The organism is Paenibacillus sp. Y660 (assembly GCF_057221575.1).
Window position 1 is genome coordinate 117,857 of the sequence record NZ_JBXBBJ010000015.1, and the last position, 24,849, is coordinate 142,705.

The window sequence follows — 24,849 nt, forward strand, 5'->3', positions numbered from 1 at the left end:
CGTCAAGGAGGAACACTCTTGACGGACTTTTTTTGATAGCGGCAATTGTCAGAACGGCACCCAAACTAGCTTGCGCGCCTCCTCGAAGCGTTCATTCACATAATGCCAGTTGACCACGTTCCACCAGTCCTGCGCATAGTCGGTCCGTCTATTTTGATGCTTCAAATAATAGGCATGCTCCCACACATCTAAAGGAAGCAAGGGGACGATATCCCACTGGGATTGATTTTGATGTTTCTCAGCGGTTAAGATTTCGAGTCGCCTGCTTCGCGGACTCCATACGAGAATAGCCCAGCCGCTGCCCTCTACCTTCGCAGCAGCCTCGCTGAACTGCTTTCTAAAGCCGGTGAAGCTGCCAAAATCGTTTCTGATCTGATTGCTAAGCGGCCCAATCGCCTCACCGCCGCCGTAGGGTGACATGACGTACCAGAACAAAGTGTGCAAATAATGGCCGGCACCGTGAAAAGCCAGCTCGCGCTCCCAATGCTTAACGAGGTCAAAATTACCGGTATCGCGCGCTGCCTGCAGCTGAAGCTCAGCATTATTCAAGCCATCTACATAGGATTGGTGATGGATCTGATGATGAACTTTCATCGTATATTCATCGATATACGGTTCAAGCTCATCATAAGCATAAGGCAAAGAAGGCAGCGTATGGCCGCCAATCGGCACCACCTGCAGGAGCGGGGTGCGGTGCCGGCTATTGCCAGGGCTATTCACAGCTTGGCGATAAGCGCTCATTAAGCCAATATAATAATTCGATTCTCGGATGGAATGGGAAATAACGGTTTTGGTTAAGGCTGTGGATACGGCAGCCGTACGCTCGGTCAACTGCGTGAGCTGATCGACATAGGTTAGAGATTGCTCAAGCGAAGCATCGACAAGCGCATCTACGGTCTGCTCGACATGTGACGGTAAGCGTGAAGGATAAGGCACCCAGTCATCCAGCCATTGATTCGTATAATGGGCAGTTTGAGAGAATATAGGCTCCCAAGACTCTAGAAGCTGTACATACTGGCGTTCAAGCTCAGGGGTTGCCTGTAAAATAACGGCGGCATGCTCTTTCTCCTGGAGCTTCCAATGTCGGATTAATTCCATAACGCGAACGGGCATGAGCGTTCCATAAACAAAAAGCACGACCATCGCCTCCCTTTGTCGCAACAAGTGCATCTATGTTAGATGTATTCGTTGTGAAACGGGCTTATGTCGTGCTTTCTGTTTATAATCTTTCTGCTTGGAGCTGCTGGTCGACTTGGCTCAGAAATAGGGCAGCTCTCTGAATATATTCGCTCGGATGCACTTGGAACAGGAGCTCATGCTTGCCATCTTGTACGATCCACGAGCGGGAGAGAACGTTGCCTTGACTTTCAGCGATGGCTTCTGCCGTCTGAAAGGGTGCCTTTACGTCATTCGTGCCATGAATGATGAACAGCGGGATATCGTAGACGTTCGAGATAACCTCGCTTGCCGGAATAGATCCGAAGCTTGCCCCCGTCCATAGGGGAATCATCGATTCAATGAGCGGAAGCGAGAAGCGCGGCAGCGAGACAAATTGATTCAGGTTATCAAATAATGCCTCCGGGCTTGGGATAAATAAGCTATCGAGTATCATCGCATCGATATCATCGGTCTGCAGGGCAGCTTGCAGGGCGGTTCCCGCACCCATTGAGAAGCCCCAGACGACGATATCCTCGGCGCCGCGTGACTTGGCGTAATCTACAGCAGCGAGCAGCTGCTGCGACTCCTCGAGGCCGCCAGTGGCCGGAGCCTTGTACTCCTTCGAGGCGTAGCCATAGTCAAACAGCAATATATTATAGTTTAAACCGTGCAGCAGCTTGGAGAGCTCATACATCGGTACCCAGGATTCTTCGCGATTTGCGCCATATCCATGGCTGAAAACAACAGTGCGCGCCGAAGTCACATACTCGCTGGCATTTGCTTCTGCGGGAATAAACCAGCCGCTGACAGTCGTATCGCCGCTTTTGCTAGGGAAAATGACATCCTCATAGTCTAAGCCGATAGCCGCTTGCGGATTAGAAGATAGCGGCGCGACAAAAGGATACGCAAGCATCCAAGCGACATAGCCATGAAAGATAATGAATGCCAGCAGGATCATAGCAGTGAGAGAAGCGATCGAGGCAACGAGCAAATGCTTGCCGCGGCTTCTCGTTTTGCGAAGCTGGAACAGGTACTCGGAATCTCCTAGCGGGAAGGGCTGAAGGTTTTGCGGAAATCCGCCTTCAAGCGGCAATGGTGTCATAATGGTCGTGCTCATGTCGTTGTCCTCCCTCTGCTGGCATCTGTAAATGGGACTCGTTTAGGCTTAGCACTGTAAGCGCTTTTCTCTTCTAGTACTTTAATCGTAGTCCGGTCCTATAAGCCTGTCAATTGATGTCGAGGTAATGTTAATCATTTGTAATATTGCTGTAATGTAAAGAACTTTTCTTTACGTTGATAGAAGCGATGAGTTATACTGAATGAGAATCGGTTTCATTGGATGAAACTTTTTGAGGAAGAGGTGCGGCTGCATGGAAGATGGAAAATCGACGGTTCGGGCTGTGGATCGAGCGCTTGATATATTGCTGTGCTTTACATCGAAGACGGACTGGACAATGACGGAAATTGCCGAACATGTCGGCCTGCACAAAAGCACGGTTCACCGGATGCTTGCTACTCTCGAGGAGAAGGGCTTCATCGAGCGTGATCGCTCGACAGACCGTTACCATTTAGGATTAAAAATGTGGGAGCTGTCCGCCAATTTGTCGCGGTCAGACGACCAGGCAACGATATGGCTGCCGGAGATGGAGCGTCTACGCGACCAGCTGGGTGAAACAGTCAGCATATATGTAAGAGACGGCTCCGAGCGGATCCGCATGCAAGCGGTGCAGAGCAACCAGCCCGTGCGGCGGGTGGCGCCAGTGGGCGCAAGGCTGCCGCTTTATGCAGGCGCGTCAAGCAAGGTGCTTATTGCCTATTCCGATCCCCTTGTTCAGGAAAGCATTTTTGGAGATCCGGCATGGCTTTATTCTATTGATCTCGACCATTACAAGCAGCAGCTCGAAGAGGTTTCCTTGCAGGGTTATGCAACAAGCTTTGAGGAGCGCGAGACAGGTGCTGCGGCTTTGTCTGCGCCTATATTCAATCGGACAGGCAATCTGACTGCCGCATTGTCCGTATCCGGCCCTGCAAGCAGGCTGACGATGGAGAAGATGAGGGAGTTTGCGCCAGTCATGATGGAGTCTGCCAAACGGATGGGGACTATGATTTTATAACGAAGAATGAACGGCAGACCTGTGCATGCCTCGGGCCTGCTGTTTTTCTGTTTTTCAACGTAAAAAAGAGCTTTGCCGTCAAGACGGCAAAGCTCTTTTTTGTACTTGCTCAGCAATTATGCTGTTGTATTCATGTTTGCGATCATTTGGCGAAGCACCGTTTGCAGGATACCGCCGTTGCGGTAGTAATCGACGTCAACCATCGAATCCAGGCGCACGATTGCAGGGAAGTCGAATGTTGTGCCGTCTTCGCGAGTTGCCGTAACGGTAACTTGCGAGCCTGGCGTAACGTCATTGGACAAGCCAACGATGTCGAACGTCTCGCGACCCGTAATGTTAAGCGTCTTCCAGCCTTGACCTTCTGGGAATTGGAGCGGCAATACGCCCATACCAACCAGATTGGAGCGGTGAATACGCTCGAAGCTTTCCGCGATAACAGCTTTAACGCCAAGCAGGTAAGTACCTTTTGCCGCCCAGTCGCGGGAGCTACCAGTACCGTACTCTTTACCAGCTAGAACAACTAGGTTTTTGCCGGATTTTTGGTATTTCATCGAAGCATCGTAGATCGACATCACTTCATCCGTTGGCAGGTAAGTCGTTACGCCGCCTTCAGTTCCTGGAGCCACTTGGTTGCGAATGCGAATGTTTGCAAACGTACCGCGCATCATGACTTCGTGGTTACCGCGGCGTGAACCGTAAGAGTTGAAGTCTTCGCGCTTAACGCCATTTTCGATCAAGTATTGGCCGCCTGGGCTGTTAACAGTGATGTTGCCAGCAGGTGAGATATGGTCAGTCGTTACGGAATCGCCCATAAGCGCAAGCACGCTTGAAGAATGGATATCTTCGATGTCCGTCAGGTCAGGACCAAGGTTTTCGAAGAACGGCGGGTTTTGGATGTAAGTCGATTTAGCATCCCACTCGTAGCTTTCGCCTTTAGGTACTGAGATCGCGTTCCAACGCTCATTTTGCGTAAATACGTTCTCGTATTTGTCGCGGAACATTTGCGGGTTAAGCGCAGCAGTCATCGCGTCATTGATTTCTTGCGACGTAGGCCAGATATCTTTCAGATATACAGGCTTGTTGTCTTCAGTAAAACCGATTGGTTCAGTAGTCAAATCGATATTTGTTGTTCCAGCAAGCGCATAAGCGATAACTAGCGGCGGTGAAGCCAAGTAGTTTGCTTTTACTTGAGCATGAACGCGGCCTTCAAAGTTACGGTTACCGGAAAGCACTGCGGATACCGTCATGTCGTTGTCAGCAATCGCTTTGCTAACTTCGTCTGGAAGCGGACCGGAGTTGCCGATACATGTCGCGCAGCCATAGCCGGCAACGTGAAAGCCGAGCGCTTCAAGCGGCTCAAGCAGGTTTGCTTTTGTCAAATATTCCGTTACGACAAGCGAGCCTGGCGTTAACGAGCTTTTTACATAAGCAGGCTTCTTAAGTCCAAGTGCTACTGCTTTTTTAGCAACGAGGCCGGCACCGACCATAACGCTTGGGTTAGAAGTGTTCGTGCAGCTTGTAATTGCAGCAATTACGACTGCGCCAGTGCCCATTTTGCTCACTTGGCCGTCATTATGCTTAACCGTTACAACCTGATCGATTTTGTCATCGGATAGTCCATATCCGCCTTTGTCGATCGGCGTGCGGATAATGTTATTGAACGATTCTTTCATTGCAGTAAGCTCGACGCGGTCTTGTGGACGCTTCGGACCTGCAAGCGAAGGAACGATTGTGGAAAGATCAAGTTCAACGATATCAGAGAATACAGGATCTGGCGTCTCGTCCGTACGGAACATGTCTTGTGCTTTATAGTACGAGTCAACAAGCTCGATCAGATCTTCCGAGCGGCCTGTTTGGCGCAAGTAGCTAAGCGTCTCGTTATCAACAGGGAAGAAGCCGATTGTTGCGCCGTATTCCGGTGCCATGTTGGCAACCGTTGCACGGTCAGCAAGGCTGATATTGGACAAACCAGGACCGAAGAACTCAACGAATTTGCCAACAACGCCTTTTTTACGCAAAATTTGAGTAACGGTAAGCGCAAGGTCAGTTGCTGTTGAGCCTTCTGCCAGCCTACCTGTCAATTTGAAACCGATAACTTCCGGCATTACGAAGTAAAGCGGTTGACCAAGCATACCAGCCTCAGCCTCGATACCGCCAACGCCCCAGCCAACAACGCCGAGACCATTGATCATCGTAGTGTGGGAATCTGTACCTACAAGGGAGTCAGGGTAAACAACAGTCTCGCCATCGATTGTTTTTGTTGCTGCAACGGAAGCCAAGTACTCGAGGTTAACTTGGTGAACGATACCTGTGCCCGGCGGAACCGCGCGGAAGTTATCGAACGCCGTTTGTGCCCAGCGAAGGAAACGGTAACGCTCTTCGTTGCGCTCAAACTCAACCTTCGTGTTATATTCAAGCGCTTCAGGCGTACCGAATGCGTCAACCATTACCGAGTGGTCGATTACGAGATCGACAGGCACGAGCGGGTTGATTTTTTTCGGGTCTCCGCCAGCTTTTTTCACAGTGTCGCGCATTGCCGCAAGGTCAACGACAACCGGTACGCCGGTAAAATCCTGCAATACGATACGAGCAGGTATGAAAGGAATTTCTTTATCTTCGCGTCCGTCAGCCCATGTAGCAAGCTGCTTCACATGTTCTGGTGTAATGGCGCGGCCGTCAAATTGACGAACAGCAGCCTCAAGCAATACTTTGATGGAAAAAGGCAATTTCGAAATATCGCCCAATCCTTGCTCTTCAAGTCCGCCCAGACGGTAGTAAGCGTAAGATTTGCCACCGGCGTCCAGCGTTGTGCGAACCGAATAATGATTTTGTGTAGACATCGTCATTCTCCTCTTTGAACGTATTTTGTGTTTCATTCTGTGAAACACAATTTCAAAATCGCTATATCTATAGTATATCGTTAAAATAGTCCTTCCGTAAAGTCCAATTATGTCCTTATGCGTCTGTAAATTGTGTGGAATCCATGAAGACGAATGTTACATGAAACGGAAGCCTGCTTCATATAATGAATCAGTTAATTAGCGCTAGGCTTGCGCCGATTCGGCTGGCCGCATTCGTTTTCGCTTTCGAAACGAGCATGCGCCTGCGGATTGATGCATTCGCTGCGTTTGCATGCACGACAAGGTTAAGGAGGATTGCTATGTCGCGAATGGGTAACGGAGGACAGGGCTCTCAGGGTCAAAAGCGCAATCAAGCACCGTCCAAACCGGCAGCAACACAGCGCAAGCCGCAGCAGAAGGCTGCCACACATGCTCTACAGAAGCAGCCATCGCCTTTCGAGCTGCAAGTGGAGCGGCGTTCTGAGACGGCTGATCATGCGCTGCCAAGCCTGGAGAGAACAGCTCAAGAAGCAAAGCCAGTCAAGCAGCAAACATCTAAGCTGAATTCGCTTATGCGTTCATCCGATTACGATCCTTATAGCCAGCAGGGAAAGCTTCAAGGCTGGAAATCAGCCGTTCATCGCTATGTGAGCTTATACAATCAAGCCGAAGCGAACCAGCATGCGACCGTACTGACGGATTATGTGACGGATGCCGATCACTGCGACCGGCTTCGGTGCAGGCTCGAGCGGCTGCGCGAGCGTGATTTGCTTAGAGGCGCACTGCCGGCGGGCAGCGAGACAAAAGCAGAGCTCATACGCTTTAATGAATCATCCAGTGAAGTTTCAGTGCTCATTCGACTTCATATCAAAAGAAGAATGGAGCAGTCTGGACGATTTTACATGGAGGAAAGATCCGAATTCGAGCGTCTTTGGCTTGGGCTGTCGGGCAATGCTTGGGAAGTGCTGCGTGTAGAACCGATTATATCGGAGCGCAGGCCGCGTTTTGGCACTGTTTCGGACAACTGGATGACCGTCGATGAGCATTCGGAGCTATTTGGCGATCTATCGTCACCGTCAACACCATACTTAAATTATGACCTATTACAGCAATTCAAACACAGACCAGCCGGTATTCGCTACAGGAGAGATTTGGTTGCTGCGTATGCGGATCGCTGGTGGAATGAGGGCAACCCTTCCTACGAGCTTTTTGAGGTAAATTGTACGCATTACGTGTCGCAGTGCATCTTTGCAGGCAATGCTCCTATGAACTATACTGGTAAGAGGGAAACGGGCTGGTGGTATAAAGGACGGAATAAGGGCGGCGAATGGTGGAGCTACAGCTGGGCGGTATCTAATGCGATAACGAATTATTTGACAGCATCCCGGTCATCAGGCTTACGAGCGGAAGTCGTGCAATCTGCCGATGAGCTTCAGCTTGGCGATGTCATTACGTATGACTGGAATGGCGATCAACGCTTTCAGCACAGCACGATCGTTACGGCCTTTGACTCGTTCGGAATGCCTCTGGTGAATGCCAATACTGTTTCCAGCAGGCATCGCTATTGGGATTATCGTGATTCCTATGCATGGACGGAACAAACGAAATATCGTTTTTTTCATATTGCAGATCTATTATAAATAATTGTACCGGAGGATATGCCATGGGGAGCAAGGCTAGAGTAGGTTTAGTTTACGGGGGGAAATCGGGAGAGCATGAGGTCTCTTTGCAAACGGCTTACGCTGTAATGGGAGAATTTGACTATAGCAAATACGAAATTAAACCTTTCTATATAACGAAGCAAGGCGAATGGAAAACGGGCGATGCGCTACATGCCCGTCCAAGCAGCGTTGAGGAGCTTCGTTGCGCTGGGAGCGAGGCAAAGCAAACGGGCTTTGCGCTCGCCCCTTTGTTTGAAGGCTTAAACCAAGGAGCAGCTGTTGACAGCGAGACACGCATTGACGTTGTATTTCCGCTGCTGCATGGCACATTCGGGGAAGATGGTACGATTCAAGGCTTGTTCGAGATGGCGAACATTCCTTACGTCGGAGCGGGCGTTCTCGCTTCTGCCGTTGGGATGGACAAGATTCTGATGAAAAAAGTATTTGCCCAAGAAGGCTTGCCGCAATGCATATTCCGCTTCTTCAACCGGACGCAATGGGAAAGAGACGCTTCCTTCTTCATTATGGAGTGCGAGGTTTCGCTCGGCTATCCTTGCTTCATTAAACCAGCTAATCTAGGATCAAGCGTTGGCGTATCCAAAGCCAAAAACCGCGAAGAATTAGTTGCTGCTGTTAATTATGCCTTCCGCTTTGACCGCAAAGTAATCGTGGAGGAGTTTGTAGATGCTCGCGAAATTGAAGTGAGCGTGCTGGGCAACGATGATGCCAAGGCATCCCTGCCAGGCGAAATCGCACCATCCAATGAGTTTTATGATTACAAAGCCAAATACATTGACGGTAAGTCGACCATGCAAATTCCAGCAATCCTGTCGCCAGAAATAACGGAATCCATTCGAGAAATGGCAGTCCGCGCATTCCAGGCAATCGACGGCTCAGGACTATCGCGGGTAGATTTCTTTCTTCGCAAAAGCGATAATCAGATTTTCATTAACGAAGTTAACACCTTGCCCGGCTTCACGCCATTCAGCATGTATCCGCTCATGTGGAAGGAAACCGGCATTCCATATAAAGAGTTGTTAGACACCTTAATTTCTTTGGCCCTTGCTCGCCACGCCGAAAAACAACGCATAGACTTTACAGGCGATGCAGCACAATAGGCTGACGAATTCGTAACCGAGCATGACGAATAGCATTAGGAAAAAAATCTTTTATTTATTGTTTTGGTAGGGCACGGCATTTATATGCAGGGGGAGGCGAGGCGCTTGAGGCGTTTCTTACCCCGTACATAAATGCGTTCCGCGTAACCAAAATATATATAAAGGAGTTTTTTCCTTCGCCCGTTGGACAAGCTGTCTGTTAGTATTTTCATCGCTGTTTATTTCGTATTTACTCAAACCAGCAGCAACTAACAGGAAAAGCTCCATCTAATTGGCTAGTTAGTCGGCTAGTATTTGGTTTATCAGGAATTTCTCCCGTTAAAATAAAGCAAATCCTCTAAAATGGGGACTTTTCTCCAAATTACATGGAGAAATTCCAGCTAATTACTGATTTGAGCATATATTCGTGAATTTAACGGGACTTTTTCCTGCTAAGTTGATATTCGACCAGTTAGCTCATGTCCTGATGCAGTAGTGCGAGTTGCGAGTATGTCTCCAGTGAGAAAGTTTGGCGAATGCGTCTACGTGGTATTGGGTGTTAAATGCCCTTAAAAAGTAACATCCCAAGCACAACCAGTAAGCGTGTCCCGCAGGGACGAAAGCGAACCACCGCAAACGCGACTATTAACCTCAACTCGAGCTCCAACGTTAGTTCAGTTGCGGGTGTCCAGAGGGTGCAACCCTTGGGGCCCTCCCTTGGAAGGGAGGGTTTGGGTGGGTTCGAAAAGCCTTTAAAGGTTTGGTTATTAGTGTTGAAGCCTTTGAAGGTTTGGTATAAAAATCCCTTTGAAGGTTAGGTAGAAGCCTTTGAAGGTGCGGTAGATTTTCACTGAAAGGAGGGAAAAACAATGGGTTTTGCAACCGAATTTAACTCAGTCTGCAAATTTAAGTCCGAACAAGAGCTGTATGAATTGTTGGAGTATGGTCGGGGCAAAATGGTAAAGAGCGGCTTTCGCGTATTTCCTACTGGCCAGAAGGTTATCGCATATACACCAGCCAACGAGGCGATTGCGATTGTCCGCATTTTAGCTTCTATCGCGGAAATTAATTTTCAAGGTGAAGAAGTGACACAAGTGGAGATGGAGCTCGTGAGAAAGCTGACCGAGGAAGAAGCAAAAATTCAAACGGCGCTTGCCTTTGAGATGTTTTTTGGAGAGAAGGCCTAATCAATGATCGTTAGATTTGGCTTTGTCGCGATGAGCTTGCAGGTAGAGAATGCGTCACCATCCAGAACGATGACGTTCGCAAATTTCTCGAAGCTGGACGACCGCGATGCGGGCATACGAAAGCTGGAGAGAATTGCGGAGGAGAATCTACGGAGCACTCTGCGTATTTTGAAGCATTGCAAGGCTAGCGGCATTCAGATGTATCGGTTTTCGTCCAAGCTTATCCCGCTTGCTACGCATGAGCATTTATTGGATTGGAATCCATTTGCGGCTCTTGCGCCTGCTTTCAAGGAGGTAGGCGAGTTTGTTCGAAAGAATGGCATTCGCGTGTCCTTTCATCCGGATCACTTCTGCGTGTTCAGCACGCCGAGGACTGAGGTTCTAGATAAGTCGGAGCTGGACTTGCTCAATCATATTCTAATGCTTGAGCAAATGGAGCTGGACGAAGCGACAAAGTGCAACATACATATCGGCGGGGCATATGGCGACAAGGCAGTAGCTGCAGAACGGTTTATCCGTCAATTCAGCGCCTTGTCGCCTCGTTTTAAGCATCGGGTTACGCTTGAGAACGATGACAAAACGTTTAATGCAAGAGAAACGCTGGAGGCAGCTGAGCAGGTAGGCGTTCCGATGGTGCTCGATATTCATCATCATGCGGTTAATCCGGGCGACATAGATGAGGACGAGCTCTACAGTGGCTTATGGCCGAGAGTAGAGCTTACCTGGCAGAGGGAGCGCGAGCGGCTTGGCTTCACAAGCGCCAGTCAGCTTCCAGTTAAAATTCATGCTTCCAGTCCCAAAAGCGTATCCGATCCTCGCGGCCATGCAGATTTTGTGGAGGCAGAGTCGTTAGTGCATTTTTTGCGCCATGCGGCCCTCAGCACGGAGTATTTGGACTGCATGCTTGAAGCGAAGAGCAAGGACGAAGCATTATTCAAGCTCATGGAAAATTTGAAGCAAATGGAAGCAAGCGGAGCAGGTGTCAAGGTGCTGGACGGCGGGCGAGTTGAGATTGCTGCTCAGCATTAAAGGTTGTTTGCAAGCACCGAGCACCGTCAAGGCTTGTCCTTGACGGTGCTATTGTATGTTTGGCTATATGAAGCAGCGAGCCCTGCAGTTGAAGCGGAAGAAAATCTCCCTTTGCAGTCTCTCCAGAAAAGGTTGAAAAAGGTGATCTCATCATGGAATGGATACTTCTCGTACTGCTCGGGATTGTAGCAGCAATGTTCGGCAGCATCGTTGGGCTGGGCGGCGGCATTATTATCGTTCCGGTGCTCATGCTGATTGGGCCGGTACTGACGGGTGACGTGATCGGCCATGCAACGGCTGTCGGCATTTCATTAACAGTGTTAGTCGTTACTGCACTTGCATCAACATTAAGCTATGCCAAACGCAAAATTGTTGATTTCCGCAGCGGCTGGATGTTTTTCATTACGAGCGGCCCAGCGGCGATGCTGGGCTCCGCATTGACGGGCGCGCTGCCTGCCGGCGTATTCCAGCTTGTTTTTGGCGTTTTTATGCTCCTGATGGCATCGCTCTTGATTGCTCGCGACTACATGAAACCGTTTTCTAAACAATGGTCAACCGTCCGCACGATGACGGATGCATCGGGTGAAGTACATACATACAGCTATGGCATTGTTCCGGCGCTAGCCATCGGTTTTGGCGTTGGCCTAATTTCCGGATTATTTGGAATTGGTGGCGGGTCATTGTTCGTACCGCTTATGGTGCTGCTGTTTCGTTTTCCGCCGCATTTAGCAACGGCTACATCGATGTTCGTCATTTTTTTATCATCTATTCTTGGAAGCGGCATGCATATTTACTTGGGAGAGACGGATTGGATGCTTGTGCTTGCATTAGTGCCTGGCGCTTGGATCGGAGGCAAGCTTGGTGCTGCCATAGCGGTGAAAATGAGCGGCAAGGGCTTGTTATGGCTGCTCAGAGTAACGCTGCTTCTGCTTGCGGGGCAATTAATTATTGAAGGTCTGAGATCTTTTTAATATTGTGAGAACAGTCTTATGCGAAACTTGATAGGAGCTTATACGTAATACCCGGGTAACATGTATGTATACGATTGTAAATTTATATAGAGGAAAGAGTGATGGACCGTGAGTGACCAGAACAACGCATTCGTTGTAGGCGGGAAAAGCTTTACTGCTGTCGCAATCAACTGCGCGTCGAAAGCAGGAGAATGGATTAAGATGAAGCTTGGCAATCACGCCAGCCTTGATATAAAGTATTCCTCGCATGACCTTGTTACAGAAGTAGATAAAGGGTCAGAGCGGCTAATTAAAAATTTGATTTTGACTCATTTTCCGCGCCATTCCTTTCTAGGTGAAGAGGGTGTGGAGCCCGGACCAGAGGCTTCTGCGCGTGCGCTTGAAAATATTCGCGACGCAGAGTATTTATGGATCGTCGATCCGATTGACGGAACGACCAACTACGTACACGGCTTCCCTTACTTCTGCGTGTCGATCGCGCTTGCACACAATGGGGAGGTCATCGTTGGTGTTATCTACGACCCGATGAGAGATGAGCTGTTTGTCGCGGAGAAAGGCAAAGGAGCCTATGTCCATGGCAAAAGGATGCAGGTGTCTGCGGATGATACGCTGCGCGGCAGCCTTGTAGCAACCGGGCTACCAGCCGATCATCATTATGCGCTTCCTCTCAACCTGAAAGGCATACAAGCGGTAGCCCCGCAGGTTCGGAACCTTCGCATTGCCGGCTCGGCAGCGCTGCATATGGCATATGTCGCAGCAGGACGATTAAGCGGATTTTGGGAAATCGGTCTAAATAGCTGGGATTTGGCGGCTGGCTCGCTGCTCGTGCAGGAGTCAGGCGGCGTCGTAAGCAATACGCTTGGCAAGCCATACGATTTGGGCGTTCGCAACGTCGTAGCGTCGAATGGACTTATTCAGGAGGAGCTTATCAAAGCTCTAGCTGAAGCGGAAGCAAGCGAATAGTGTGGGAAGGACAGCGTACGGCTTGCAAGCAGGTACGGTGTCCTTCTTTGTCTCTGGCCATAGCCCATCTGCCTGATTGAGAGGGAGGAATCAATTGATTATGACTACTAAAAAACGGATAGCCGCGCTGATGATGACGATGGTGTGCGTAGGCATGCTGGCTGCATGCGAGTCTAATGAAAATTCCGAATCGAAGCCATCGGCAACGGCTTCAGCAGCAGAAACAACGGACAAGAAGCAAGAAACGGAGACGAATGAGGCGGCAGAAACGGATGACACAGCGGCAGCATACGAGGTGCTGGCGCAGGAGCTTCGTGTGCCGTGGGTTATAACATTCGATGGGGATATCGTATATATTAGCGAACGAGAAGGAAATATTGTCAAGGTAGACGGCAATAAGATGATACGACAAGCGGTCCATTTGAATAAAGGCGTGCATGGTATCGGCGAAGGAGGTTTTCTAGGCTTCCTGCTGGCGCCGGATTTTGCAAAGTCAAAGCTGGCCTATGCCTATCACACCTACGAGGAGAAGGGCCGTATTTTGAATAGAGTTGTACTTCTGAAGCAAAATGGCGAGCAATGGGATGAGGTGCGCGCTCTGCTAGAAGGTATACCGGGCGCGGCCAACCATGATGGCGGACGGATGGCATTTGGGCCGGACAAGCTGCTTTATGTGACGACAGGCGATGCGCAGCAAAGGGAGCTGGCGCAGGATCGGAACAGCTTGGCGGGCAAAATTTTGCGTATGACACTAGATGGCAACGTGCCAGAGGATAATCCGTTCCCAGGCTCTTATGTGTATTCGTATGGACATCGCAATCCGCAAGGACTCGTATGGAATCACGAGGGTGTGATGTTTAATACAGAGCATGGTCCAACGGGAGATCCCGGCGGGCATGATGAGATCAACATCATTAAAGCGGGCGGAAATTACGGCTGGCCGACCATTTACGGGGACGAAGAGCATGAGGGAATGATAACCCCGATTTACCATTCAGGGGAAAAGGCGATTGCGCCTTCGGGAGCGACAATTGATGAGCGCAACCGTATTTTGATTGCGACCTTGATGGGGGGAGCGATTTATCGTTACGACCCGGCAACAAGTGAAATGGCTGTTGTTTTCGAAGGTGAAGGGCGGCTTCGCGATGTGAAAATGAAGGATGGCCGCATATACGTCATTACGAACAATACCGATGGCCGCGGCATCCCGTCGAAGACGGATGATCGTCTGCTCCTGCTTAAGCCTATTGAGTAGCAAACCTAACTTTCCACAGGCTTTTTCGCTTATTCCAGCGCTCATTGTTCTAACCCGCAAGTTTGAAATAAAAGGCTAGCTCAAATCATTTGGTTTTGTGGAATTAAAAGGAAAAACCCCATCTATTTTCCTGATAAAAGGCCAGTTCGTTCATTAGCTGAAAAACTCTCGTTAATCGGAGCACATACACCGAAATAGGGTCAAAAGTGAGATATTAACGGGAGAAAATCCATCTAAACCTGATTTTTGCCAAAAAACACATGAAATAACGGGAGTTTTTCCCGTAAATGCTGACTCAAGAGGGTTCTTGCCCCATGCATGATTGAACCCGAGACTACAGATGAACCAGGGATTCCGCCGATTCCTGCTTCGTGGCTTGCCAAAGGTAAGCCTGGAGGTGGAGAGACTTTCGCTTGCCCACTATCTCATGAAACAAGCGCCCATAGACCTGAATAGAAAAATAGCGGTACAGGAATAGCCCCCTGTACCGCTATTTTTTCACTTCCAACATTTCAATTCAAAGCGAGCTATCTCTCCAGCGAGCTTACTGCTTTTGGGACCCCTCTTGGCGTGCATAACTTTATTCGGTTATTTCAGTTTAGTGAAAGCATAATTAATCGCATGAATGGTTTCATCAATGTCGGCCTCTGTGTGCGCGGTTGTGAAGAACCAAGCTTCGTATTTGGAAGGCGCGAGGTTGATGCCCTGCTCCAGCATAAGCTTGAAAAATCTGCCGAACAGCTCGCCGTCCGTATCCTGCGCCTCATCGTAGTTGGTAACGGGATGATCGCAAAAATGAGCAGAGAACGAGCCGCGAATTTGATTGATCGTGAGCGGGATGCCATGCTGCTTCGCGGCAGCGTGGAGGCCGGTCGCCAGCTTGGTAGCGAGGGCGTTCATGCGGTCGTAAATGCCCGGCTCCTTCAGCAGCTCCAAGCAGGCGATGCCTGCCGAGATGGAGGCAGGGTTGCCTGCCATCGTGCCCGCTTGATAGGCAGGGCCGAGGGGAGCAACCTGCTCCATAATTTCGCGGCGTCCGCCATAAGCGCCAATCGGAAGGCCGCCGCCGATGATTTTGCCAAGCGCCGTTAAGTCCGGCTCGATCGCTTGATGATCTGGGAAAGCGACATACGTCTGTGCAGCGCCGTAATGGAAGCGGAAGGCACTTATGACCTCGTCATAGATGACGAGTGCGCCGGCATCGCGAGTGAGCTTGCATAGTCCTTCTAGGAAGCCCTCTTGCGGCATGACCATGCCGAAGTTGCCGACAATCGGCTCGACCATAACGGCGGCCGTCTCGTGGCCCCAGCGCTCTAGTGCTTCCTTCAGCGCTGGCAGATCATTAAACGGAACGGTAATAACCTCGCTGGCGATGCTGGCGGGAACGCCGGCGCTATCGGGAATGCCAAGCGTGGAAGGTCCAGAGCCTGCCGCGACGAGCACGAGGTCGGAATGGCCATGGTAGCAGCCTGCGAACTTGATGATTTTAGTTTTCTTCGTATAGGCACGTGCGACGCGGATGGTCGTCATGACGGCCTCCGTGCCGGAGTTGACGAAACGAACCTTGTCGAGCGACGGGATCGCTTCCTTCAGCATGCGGGCGAGCGTAATTTCAAGTTCTGTTGGCGTGCCGTACAGCGTACCGTTTTGCGCGGCGCGAACGATTGCTTCCGTAATATGCGGGTGAGCATGTCCGGTTATAATGGGGCCGTATGCCGCCAAATAGTCGATGTATCGGTTATCGTCGACATCCCAGAAATAAGCGCCTTCGCCGCGTTTCATGAACACCGGCGCGCCGCAGCCTACCGCTTTGTAGGAACGGGAAGGACTGTTGACGCCGCCGACAATATGCTGCAGCGCTTCTTCATAAAGCTTATCTGAATTTGGTCGTTGTATTGCCATGGATATCAGCCTCCAATAAAATGGGTTGTGGGTATTTCGAGAAGCAAAATACACGCAACTTAAGCTCGCCGTTGCGTGTATTTATAGATTACTGTTTCGAGTTGGAACTAGAACTGGTACTGGAACTGGAACTTGAACTGGAACTTGAACTGGAATTAGAGCTGCTGGCCGCACCGTCAACCGGCGTAGTGGTCTCGGTAGGCGCAGGCACCGTGTCGTCCTGCTCCAGCGTCATTTGTACGAAGGAGTGAAGCTCGTCCTCGTCGCTGATTCCAATGACCGATGCGCCGCCAACGCGGTCTTCTGCGATCAGTTCCATCGGCGGAATTTGCGTCGTGTTGGCTACGTGGCTTTTGACGCCAAGCTGGCCGAGCTTCAGCATATCAGGCACGCTGATGTTCATTTTGACGTAAGGCTGTACGCTGTCGAGAATCTTTTTCATGTTGATAATGTTCCAGGTCGATTGAAGCTCCTTGGACACCGCCTGTAGGAAGTTTCTCTGACGCTCCGTTCGCGTGAAATCGCTCATGGCATCGTGGCGGAAGCGAACGTATTGGAGCGCTTTGTCGCCGTCGAGCAGCTGGTAGCCTTTTTGGAGATCGATATCGTAGCGGTTGCCATCTGCGTTGTCCGTATAATGCATATCCTTCTCGACGTCGAAGTAAATGCCGCCAATCGTATCGATCAGCTTCTTAAAGCCTTCAAAGTCGGTATATACATAGTATTGTATGTCGAGACCAAGCAGATCGCCGACTGTTTGCATGGCTAGCGGGTATTCCCCTAGAGTGAGCGCAGTATTGATCCGGCCTTTGCCATATCCTTCGATGTTGACATAAGTATCGCGAAGGACGGAGAACAGATGCGCTTTCTTGGTAACAGGATCGAAGGATGCGACCAATATGGAGTCTGAACGAGCCGCCTGGCCCTCATCTACCCCGCGAGCGTCACCGCCGAGCAGCAAAATATTAACGCGTTCCTTGCCCTCCCATTCGGGAATCGGAACAGGCGTGGCTTCGACGTTGTCGACAGGATCCTTCGTTGCCTCTGGATCGCTGAAATTATCGAGCGCATTATAGATGCCTACACTCCAGTAAATGATAAAAGCTGCTGCTGCGCCCAGAATTACGGAGAGGCTAATGTATAACCATTTCCATCTTTTTTTCTTATTCGTCTGTTTAGGCATTTCGTTAGACGTGCTCCCTTCAGATGCTGCTGGATCTTTTTGTCCCAAGGAGGGTACATTTCAAATGTAAACATGAGCAAAGATGGCATAGCGAATGGTCCGCTTCCAGGAAGAAGGTTAGCGGAGCTGTTTGCGCTAGAAATATAAGAACGTATAAGGCCAGAGCAAATAGCTTATATTTCATCAGCAAACGGAGGCTGCGCTGCCTTCGGCAGGCCCAGCCGTTTACGCTAGGCGTGAACTACTGTATGATTACATATCATAAAATTATAAAGCTGAACGACATCCAGAAGCAAGTTTTATCGTTTTAGGTAAAAAAAGATCGGTATTTCCTAGGAAATGTCGAAGTGAAAGGGGCTATTCCAACCAGATGTTAGCCATTGATGTAAAGGATTTGCGCAAGCAGTTCAGCGTGCAGAAAAACCGAGAAGGCCTATCCGGCGCCCTTAAGGACTTGTTTAAACGAGAATACAATGAGGTAACGGCGGTCAAAGATATTTCCTTTCAAATTCCGCAAGGCGAAATATGCGGCTATATAGGAGAGAACGGAGCAGGCAAGTCGACTACGATCAAAATGCTGACGGGCATTTTGGTGCCTACGTCAGGAGAGCTCAAGGTGAACGGCTACGTGCCGTTCAAGGATCGCGAGAAGTTCGTAAACGGCATCGGCGTCGTCTTCGGCCAGCGCTCCCAGCTTTGGTGGGACATCGGCGTGATCGAATCGTTCCAGCTGCTGCGCAAAGTATATCGCGTATCCGAAGCGGATTATCGCAAAAGGCTGAACGAGCTTGTCGAGCGGCTTCAGCTAGGTGATTTGCTCAACCGTCCCGTTCGGAAGCTAAGCCTTGGACAGCGAATGCGCTGCGAGCTTGTTGCTTCGCTGCTGCACAATCCGTCCATTCTTTTTCTTGATGAGCCGACAATCGGCCTCGACATCGTCGTGAAGACCGAAATCCGCGACTTTCTCCTTCAGATGAATAAAGAGCAGGGAACGACCATTTTGCTGACGACACATGATTTGCAAGATATTGAAGCGCTTTGCTCGCGCGTCATCATGCTGGATGACGGCCGTATTATTTACGATGGCGGTCTTGATGATCTGAAGAACCGATGGAGCAAGGGCCGCGAAATTCAGTTCCAGTTTGGAGGGCATACGCCGCTTGCAGTCCTTCAGCAGCTGACCCATTCACTGGATGTAACGTGGACGATGGAAAATGAAGTGAGCGCGAAAATGTGGCTGCCGCATGCCGTTAATGTATCCGATGCGCTGTCGTGCGTAGTTGGCGGCGTTGAGATCCGCGACATCAAAATCATTGAGACCAACACGGACGATATCGTTCGCAGCATCTATTCCTCAGGCTCAGCGTCAACCTCGAAGGAGACGGCCCAGTCATGATGAGCGCTTATATCGATTTTATTCGTATCCGGTTTATCATGATGCTTGCTTACCGCGTTAATTATTATAGCGGCATTATCATTTATGCCATTAACATTGGCGCTTATTACTTTCTGTGGCAGGCGATTTACGGCGATCAGGAGACGCTTGCCGGCTTTACCGTGACCCAAATGACAACATACGTTGCCGTATCCTGGATGGCTCGCGCCTTTTATTTCAACAACTTAGATCGCGAGATCGCGAATGAAATCCGGGACGGCAGCGTTTCGGTTCAACTGATCAGGCCTTATTCCTATTTGCTCGTCAAAATGATGCAGGGCTTCGGCGAGGGGTTATTCCGAATGCTGCTGTTCATGGTGCCGGGGATGATTATCGTTTGTCTCATTTTCCCGGTTACGCTGCCTACAGATCCAATGACATGGCTCATTTATCTAGTCATGCTGTTCTTTAGCTTTCTGATCAATTCACAAATTAATATTTTGACCGGCTTGTTCGCGTTTTTTGTTGAAAATAACGAAGGCATGATGCGGATGAAACGGGTTATGGTCGATTTGTTTTCCGGCGTGGTCGTGCCGATTGCCTTTTTCCCAGGCTGGCTCTCCGCAATCATGCAGTGGCTGCCGTTCCAGGCCATCACCTATTTGCCGAGCTCCGTGTTTACGGGACGGACGCCAAGCAGCGAAGTGCTGCCTGTACTCGGCATTCAAGTGCTATGGTTTGCAGGCTTGCTGGTGCCAATCTGGCTGACGTGGCGCGCTGCTCGCAAGCGGCTGTTCGTGCAAGGAGGTTAATAGAGATGAGATACGCATCATTGTTCTGGGAATACATTAAAAACTATGCAAAAACAAGACTGACCTACCGTGCCGATTTCTGGGTTGAGGTGCTGTCGGACTTATTGTTCCAAGGGATGAACCTCATCTTCATCTTGATTGTATTCCAGCACACGCCTTCGCTTGGCGGCTGGTCGGAGGCTGAGGTTGTGTTCGTCTACGGTTTCTTCATGATTCCTTATGGCGTGTTCAGCACATTCTTCAGCATTTGGAATTTCAGCGAGCGTTATATCGTAAAAGGAGAGATGGACCGCGTCCTTACAAGGCCGGCTCATAGCCTCTATCAGGTGCTGCTCGAAAATGTAGATCCGCCGTCGTTGATCGGCTCCTTTGTCGGTGCGATCATTATGGTTCTCTGCTGGGCGCAGCTCGATCTGCCGTTCCAATTGCTCGATTTATTGATGCTCATGCTGCTCGTACTGGGCGCGGTTCTCATTTACGCGGGACTATATACGGCGCTCAGCGCCATATCCTTCTATTCCGACGCGCCGACCGGCATCGTGCCGCTTATGTACAATATTCAAAACTACGGCCGATATCCGGTTAACATTTATAACAAAATGATCCGGTTCGTGCTGACATGGCTGCTTCCATTCGCTTTCGTCGGCGTTATACCGGCATCTTATTTCCTTGAGAAGAAGGCGGATGACCTGTCACAGCTTGCGCTTCTGACGCCTGTCATGGGCATTGTCGTATTTTCATTGGGGCTGTGGCTATGGAACCACGGAGTAAAGCGTTATCGTGGAGCTGGCTCTTAGTCAGAGCGCTGTGAGCACCGCGCTTGCGGTGCCATTACAAAATGTTTTTGGAGGACTTTAGATGACACAGCTTCAAGTGGGAGACACGGCCCCGGATTTCGTATTGCCGGCGTCAAATGGAGATAATGTTGCACTTAGAGATTATCGCGGAAAAAATGTGGTCCTCTACTTTTATCCGAAGGATATGACGACCGCCTGTATACAGGAGTCCTGTGATTTTCGCGATGCAAACGCGGAGATGCTGAAGCATAATACCGTTATTCTGGGCATCAGCCTCGATACGATAAAATCGCATCAGCGCTTTATAGAGAAGAAGGAGCTTCCTTTCCTGCTTCTGGCCGATACGGAGCACGCAGTATGTGAGCTTTACGGCATATGGCAATTAAAGAAGCTGTACGGCAGGGAGTATATGGGACTTGTCAGGTCGACGTTTCTGATTGATGCGGCAGGCAAGCTGGTTCAGGAATGGCGCAAGGTAAGGGTAAAAGGGCATGCGCAGCAGGTGCTTGAAGCGGTGCAGCAATTGCAGTCTAAGGTTACAGGGTAATACGAGGCATATATAAAGTTGAAAATGGACGGTGCAGAGTACGATATCTGCACCGTCCATTTTTCTATTTTAGCCCAGCTTTTCTTACAAACCTGTCACCTAAATTGTCACTCAAATCGATGGCTGACATTCGGTCGTTTCTATAGGATAGGCAATAGATAAACGATAAGAAAAGGAGGCAACAACAAATGAACAAATGGCTAAATACAATAACGACTGTAGCTGCCGTCAATATTGTTGTTATTTTTACAGGGCAAGATTCCTTTTAAATATAGGACCATTCAGATGAAAGGCAGAGGAGATGCAATATGAAAAAATGGTTAACAATCGTACTGGCTGTTGTCGCTTTCATTTTTATCGCGTGGTTTGGGGGAAAAGCAGTAATCGATATCATTTTCCCGCAAGCGGGCGGGATCATTGCTTATGGGGAGAGACAGCAGATCGATGCCGTTTTAAAGGAGCATGCTAAGCAACTAGAAGCAAGCGATGTGTTTGCAATTAAAACCGCAGAAACTGACGGACAAAAAAACATGTTTCTGTCGCAAAGGACGATTGATGCTTTAATCCAAAAAAAGCTTCTTACAAGAGTAATAGCGGATGGCAGCACGGAGACTGTAATTTCATTGCCCCCGGTTTCAGGAAAAGAGGGCTTGTTGTTTGCCAAGCAAAAGGCGGACAAAGTTATTGGAAGTGAAAGTACGCTGCCGGTCAACTATGAGGGAAATATTATTATTGGGGATGGCCGAGCCTATGTGGATAGGTTTGTCGTTCTTGAAGACTCCCATTGGCAAGCGCTGCAAGAGAAGGAAAAAACGATGGCGGTTATGAAAATCAAAAAAAATGCTGAACGTTTAATGGGAACGCTCGAGGTGGAGACACAACAGCTTGTCAGAATAAAATAATAGCTCTAACAAAGAGGTGCTCTCGAGTCGATTAATCTACTTGTGGGGCGCCTCTTTGCTACGGTTTTGCAGTTTATTCAAGAGTAAAAAAATGGAAAGAGGAAACAATATGATGAAGCTCGTCAACATGCTTTGGAGGGGAGCAAATGGTGAACTTACATTAATTGGTTTAATTTGACATTGACAGTATGCGGTCTCATTAATACAATATTGTATTGCTTGTCCGATGGGAGGTTATACAACTGATTAGGCTCAATAACATCAAAAAATCGTACCGTGCAGGTGCTATTTCAGTGGATGCGGTTCGAAACGTTAGTTTAACGGTTAAAAAAGGTGAAATATTCGGCATTATCGGTCATTCCGGCGCTGGAAAAAGCACGCTTCTGCGCTGTGTCAATTTGCTTGAGAAGCCGACGTCGGGTACCGTAGCTGTTGGGGACGTGGAATTGACCGGTTTGTCCGAGCGGCAGCTCCAGACGCAGCGGCGGCGTATCGGAATGATTTTTCAGCATTTCAACCTGCTGTCGATGTCCACGGTAAGGGATAACATCGCCTTTCCGCTTGTGCTGGCTAAGCTTTCGAAGGCTGAAGTGAACAAGCGCGTAGACGAGCTGCTGAAGCTTGTTCAGCTTGAGGGGCACGCGGATAAATTTCCCGCGCAGCTATCGGGCGGCCAGAAGCAGCGTGTCGGGATTGCAAGGGCGCTGGCGAACAATCCGGATGTTTTGCTGTGCGATGAGGCGACGTCGGCACTTGACCCGCAAACAACGAATTCGATATTGTCCTTATTGCTCGATATTAATGAAAAGCTTGGCATTACCATATTGCTTATTACTCACGAAATGAACGTCATTCGTTCGATTTGCGACCGCGTAGCGGTCATTGATCAAGGCGAAATCGTTGAGATAGGCGACGTGCTTCACGTCTTTCTCAGGCCTGAGCATCCCGTTACTCGCGACTTTGTCGATCAAGTGTCAGACAGCGGGGCGAACGGCCAGCTGCTGCGCGGGCGCACGGGGCGTCTGCTGCGCATGACTTACATCGGCGATTTGACCTATGAACCGATTTTGTATAATGCAGTGAAGCCAACATCGGTGCAATTTGCTATTTTGCAGGGTACCGTATCGCGCATGAAGCAGACGCCATATGGCCAGCTTATCGTGGAGCTGATCGGCAGTAATGAGGAGATTGAACAGGTCATTGCCGTGCTGCGCAAGGAAGGTCTGGAGGTGGAGGGGATATGATGAGCTTCGAAAACGTTCGATGGCCTGAGATATGGGATGCGACCAAGGATACGCTCTATATGATGGCGGCGTCGCTTGTATTTACGATTATTTTAGGATTAGTAATCGGCATCATCCTTTTTCTAACCTCTCGCAGACAGCTGCTGCAGCAGCCTATCGTTTATGGCGTGCTTTCGTTTATCGTCAACGTGCTGCGTTCCGTTCCATTCGTCATTCTTATGATTTTGATTATGCCGCTCACCAAGCTCATTACGGGAACGACGCTTGGCGTGGAGGGCTCGATCCCACCGCTCGTCGTAGCGGCAACCCCCTTCTTCGCGAGGCTGGTGGAAACGTCGCTGCGCGAGGTCGATCGCGGCGTCATTGAAGCTGCTCAGGCGATGGGCGCTTCGAAATGGGATATCGTGCGGCGCGTGCTGCTGCGTGAATCCAGTCCGAGCCTGCTCGCCGCGGTGACGATCACAGCGGTTACGCTCGTCTCCTATACGGCGATGTCAGGCGTCATCGGCGGGGGCGGGCTTGGTGATCTGGCTCTGCGGTACGGCTATCAGCGGTTCCAAACCGATGTCATGCTCGTGACCGTTGCCCTGCTTATCGTACTTGTTCAGGTGCTGCAATCGATTGGCGATGCTTTGGTCCGTCGTTATAGCAGAAAGTAAGTGTTTTGCGAGCTATGCCTTTTAAATTGAACTCACAAATATGGAGGAATGAACATGAAAAAAACAAGTTATATGATCATCGCTATGATGCTAATGTTCGCACTAACAGCATGCGGACAAGACAAAAATGCCGAGGGCAATACAAATACGAATGGTGAAGCAGGACAAGGAGCGGAAGAGGTTACCTTGAAGGTAGGAGCGTCTCCGGTGCCGCATGCGGAGCTGCTTGAATTCGTAAAGCCGATGCTGAAGGAGCAGGGCATAAACCTGGAAGTGATGGAGTTTAACGATTATGTTCAACCGAACACGCAGCTTTTTGAAAAAAATATTGATGCTAACTTTTTTCAGCATACACCTTACCTAGAGCAATTCAACAAGGATAAAGGCTATGATCTCGTTAACGTTGCAGGCGTACACATCGAGCCATTCGGCGCTTACTCGGAAAAAATTGCAAAAATTGATGAGCTGAAGGAAGGCGCGAAGGTTGTCATTCCTAATGATCCATCGAATGGCGGACGCGCACTTTCGCTGATGGCGGAGAACGGACTGCTGACGCTGAAGGACGGCGTTGGCGTTAACGGGACAGTCGCAGACATTACCGAAAATCCGAAGAAGCTTGAAATTGCGGAAGTCGAAGCAGCAACGCTGCCGCGCGTGCTAGGCGAAGTAGACCTTGCGCTCATCAACACGAACTATGCGCTTATAGCAGATCTTGTTCCAACAAAAGATGCGCTGTTCATCGAAGGCAATGACTCGCCGTATGTGAACATTCTGGTTTCGCGTCCTGACAACAAAGACTCCGAGGCCATTCAAAAGCTCGCAGCAGCACTTCGTTCACCTGAAGTTAAGAAATTTATAGAAGAAAAATATAAAGGCGCGATCGTAGCAGCATTTTAAGCGCCACTAGGTTAAGAAGCGCCCCTGCCGAGCTGGCAGGGGCGTTTATTTGAGAACCCCGAACCCCGAACCCCGAACCCCGAACCCCGAACCCCGAACCCCGAACCCCGAACCCCGAACCCCGAACCCCGAACCCAACCCCAACCCCAACCCCAACCCCAACCCCAACCCCAACCCCAACCCCAACCCCAACCCCAACCCCAACCCCAACCCCAACCCCAACCCCAACCCCAACCCCAACCCCAACCCCAACCCC

Annotated in this window: 22 protein-coding genes; 17 read left to right on the top strand and 5 right to left on the bottom strand. The window is 49.8% G+C overall.

The window, feature by feature from the left end; genetic code table 11:
- Nucleotides 1–48 precede the first annotated feature (48 nt).
- Both AC2TDN_RS17450 and AC2TDN_RS17455 read right to left on the bottom strand, forming a co-directional pair.
- Nucleotides 49–1,137 carry a Fe-Mn family superoxide dismutase gene (locus AC2TDN_RS17450; RefSeq protein ID WP_484689328.1) on the bottom strand — a complete coding sequence of 363 codons (1,089 nt, stop codon included), beginning with the start codon at nt 1,135–1,137 and terminating at the stop codon, nt 49–51.
- 82 nt (nt 1,138–1,219) lie between these two features.
- Nucleotides 1,220–2,275 carry an alpha/beta hydrolase gene (locus AC2TDN_RS17455; RefSeq protein WP_484689330.1) on the bottom strand — a complete coding sequence of 352 codons (1,056 nt, stop codon included), beginning with the start codon at nt 2,273–2,275 and terminating at the stop codon, nt 1,220–1,222.
- 253 nt (nt 2,276–2,528) lie between these two features.
- Here AC2TDN_RS17455 and AC2TDN_RS17460 point away from each other — a divergent pair, with 253 nt between their 5' ends.
- Nucleotides 2,529–3,272, top strand: a complete 744-nt coding sequence (locus AC2TDN_RS17460; protein WP_484689332.1) for an IclR family transcriptional regulator — start codon at nt 2,529–2,531, stop codon at nt 3,270–3,272.
- 116 nt (nt 3,273–3,388) lie between these two features.
- Here the strand turns inward: AC2TDN_RS17460 and acnA are convergent, their stop codons facing one another.
- Nucleotides 3,389–6,112, bottom strand: coding sequence for an aconitate hydratase AcnA (gene acnA, locus AC2TDN_RS17465; RefSeq protein ID WP_482068534.1), 2,724 nt, complete (start codon nt 6,110–6,112; stop codon nt 3,389–3,391).
- Between the two features lie 185 nt (nt 6,113–6,297).
- Between acnA and AC2TDN_RS17470 the strand changes: the two genes are divergently transcribed.
- The 7 genes from AC2TDN_RS17470 to AC2TDN_RS17500 all read left to right on the top strand — a co-directional run bounded on the left by AC2TDN_RS17470 (nt 6,298) and on the right by AC2TDN_RS17500 (nt 14,275).
- Nucleotides 6,298–7,752, top strand: a complete 1,455-nt coding sequence (locus AC2TDN_RS17470; protein WP_484689335.1) for an amidase domain-containing protein — start codon at nt 6,298–6,300, stop codon at nt 7,750–7,752.
- Nucleotides 7,753–7,775: 23 nt separating this feature from the next.
- Nucleotides 7,776–8,891 (top strand): D-alanine--D-alanine ligase, encoded by a 1,116-nt coding sequence (locus AC2TDN_RS17475; protein WP_482068536.1) that lies wholly within the window; start codon nt 7,776–7,778, stop codon nt 8,889–8,891.
- 848 nt (nt 8,892–9,739) lie between these two features.
- Nucleotides 9,740–10,057 (top strand): hypothetical protein, encoded by a 318-nt coding sequence (locus AC2TDN_RS17480; protein ID WP_169085986.1) that lies wholly within the window; start codon nt 9,740–9,742, stop codon nt 10,055–10,057.
- Nucleotides 10,058–10,060: 3 nt separating this feature from the next.
- A complete protein-coding gene (uvsE, locus tag AC2TDN_RS17485) occupies nt 10,061–11,086 on the top strand; it encodes a UV DNA damage repair endonuclease UvsE (RefSeq protein WP_484689340.1) in 1,026 nt (341 codons plus the stop codon).
- A gap of 152 nt (nt 11,087–11,238) precedes the next feature.
- Nucleotides 11,239–12,057, top strand: a complete 819-nt coding sequence (locus tag AC2TDN_RS17490) for a sulfite exporter TauE/SafE family protein (RefSeq protein WP_482068538.1) — start codon at nt 11,239–11,241, stop codon at nt 12,055–12,057.
- A 108-nt stretch (nt 12,058–12,165) separates the two neighbouring features.
- A complete protein-coding gene (locus AC2TDN_RS17495) occupies nt 12,166–13,020 on the top strand; it encodes an inositol monophosphatase family protein (protein WP_482068539.1) in 855 nt (284 codons plus the stop codon).
- A gap of 100 nt (nt 13,021–13,120) precedes the next feature.
- Complete coding sequence (locus AC2TDN_RS17500) at nt 13,121–14,275, top strand: PQQ-dependent sugar dehydrogenase (protein WP_482068540.1); 1,155 nt, start codon at nt 13,121–13,123, stop codon at nt 14,273–14,275.
- Between the two features lie 588 nt (nt 14,276–14,863).
- Here AC2TDN_RS17500 and AC2TDN_RS17505 read toward each other — a convergent pair.
- Together AC2TDN_RS17505 and AC2TDN_RS17510 are read right to left on the bottom strand one after the other, a co-directional pair.
- Entirely contained in the window at nt 14,864–16,177 is a 1,314-nt protein-coding gene (locus AC2TDN_RS17505) for a glutamate-1-semialdehyde 2,1-aminomutase (RefSeq protein ID WP_484689343.1), read from the bottom strand.
- Between the two features lie 88 nt (nt 16,178–16,265).
- A complete protein-coding gene (locus AC2TDN_RS17510; protein ID WP_484689346.1) occupies nt 16,266–17,360 on the bottom strand; it encodes an LCP family protein in 1,095 nt (364 codons plus the stop codon).
- A gap of 370 nt (nt 17,361–17,730) precedes the next feature.
- On the opposite strand from AC2TDN_RS17510, the gene AC2TDN_RS17515 reads away from it, so the two are divergent.
- The 9 genes from AC2TDN_RS17515 to AC2TDN_RS17555 form a co-directional block, all read left to right on the top strand.
- Nucleotides 17,731–18,756, top strand: coding sequence for an ABC transporter ATP-binding protein (locus AC2TDN_RS17515; protein ID WP_482068543.1), 1,026 nt, complete (start codon nt 17,731–17,733; stop codon nt 18,754–18,756).
- Nucleotides 18,753–19,547 carry an ABC transporter permease gene (locus AC2TDN_RS17520; RefSeq protein WP_484689350.1) on the top strand — a complete coding sequence of 265 codons (795 nt, stop codon included), beginning with the start codon at nt 18,753–18,755 and terminating at the stop codon, nt 19,545–19,547. The genes AC2TDN_RS17515 and AC2TDN_RS17520 overlap by 4 nt, the downstream gene beginning before the upstream one ends.
- 5 nt (nt 19,548–19,552) lie before the next feature.
- Entirely contained in the window at nt 19,553–20,344 is a 792-nt protein-coding gene (locus AC2TDN_RS17525) for an ABC transporter permease (protein WP_482068545.1), read from the top strand.
- Between the two features lie 61 nt (nt 20,345–20,405).
- The gene (gene bcp, locus AC2TDN_RS17530) at nt 20,406–20,891 is read left to right on the top strand and encodes a thioredoxin-dependent thiol peroxidase (protein ID WP_482068546.1); all 486 of its coding nucleotides are present in this window, start codon (nt 20,406–20,408) and stop codon (nt 20,889–20,891) included.
- A gap of 308 nt (nt 20,892–21,199) precedes the next feature.
- A complete protein-coding gene (locus AC2TDN_RS17535) occupies nt 21,200–21,793 on the top strand; it encodes a lipoprotein BA_5634 family protein (protein WP_484689356.1) in 594 nt (197 codons plus the stop codon).
- Nucleotides 21,794–22,035: 242 nt separating this feature from the next.
- Nucleotides 22,036–23,037 carry a methionine ABC transporter ATP-binding protein gene (locus AC2TDN_RS17540; RefSeq protein WP_484689371.1) on the top strand — a complete coding sequence of 334 codons (1,002 nt, stop codon included), beginning with the start codon at nt 22,036–22,038 and terminating at the stop codon, nt 23,035–23,037.
- Nucleotides 23,034–23,696, top strand: coding sequence for a methionine ABC transporter permease (locus AC2TDN_RS17545; protein WP_484689359.1), 663 nt, complete (start codon nt 23,034–23,036; stop codon nt 23,694–23,696). The genes AC2TDN_RS17540 and AC2TDN_RS17545 overlap by 4 nt, the downstream gene beginning before the upstream one ends.
- Nucleotides 23,697–23,750: 54 nt before the next feature.
- Nucleotides 23,751–24,593: a MetQ/NlpA family ABC transporter substrate-binding protein gene (locus AC2TDN_RS17550; RefSeq protein ID WP_484689361.1), complete on the top strand. Its 843-nt coding sequence runs from the start codon at nt 23,751–23,753 to the stop codon at nt 24,591–24,593.
- Between the two features lie 49 nt (nt 24,594–24,642).
- Nucleotides 24,643–24,849, top strand: a 207-nt coding sequence (locus AC2TDN_RS17555) for a hypothetical protein (protein ID WP_484689364.1), incomplete at its 3' end; no start/stop codon positions are given.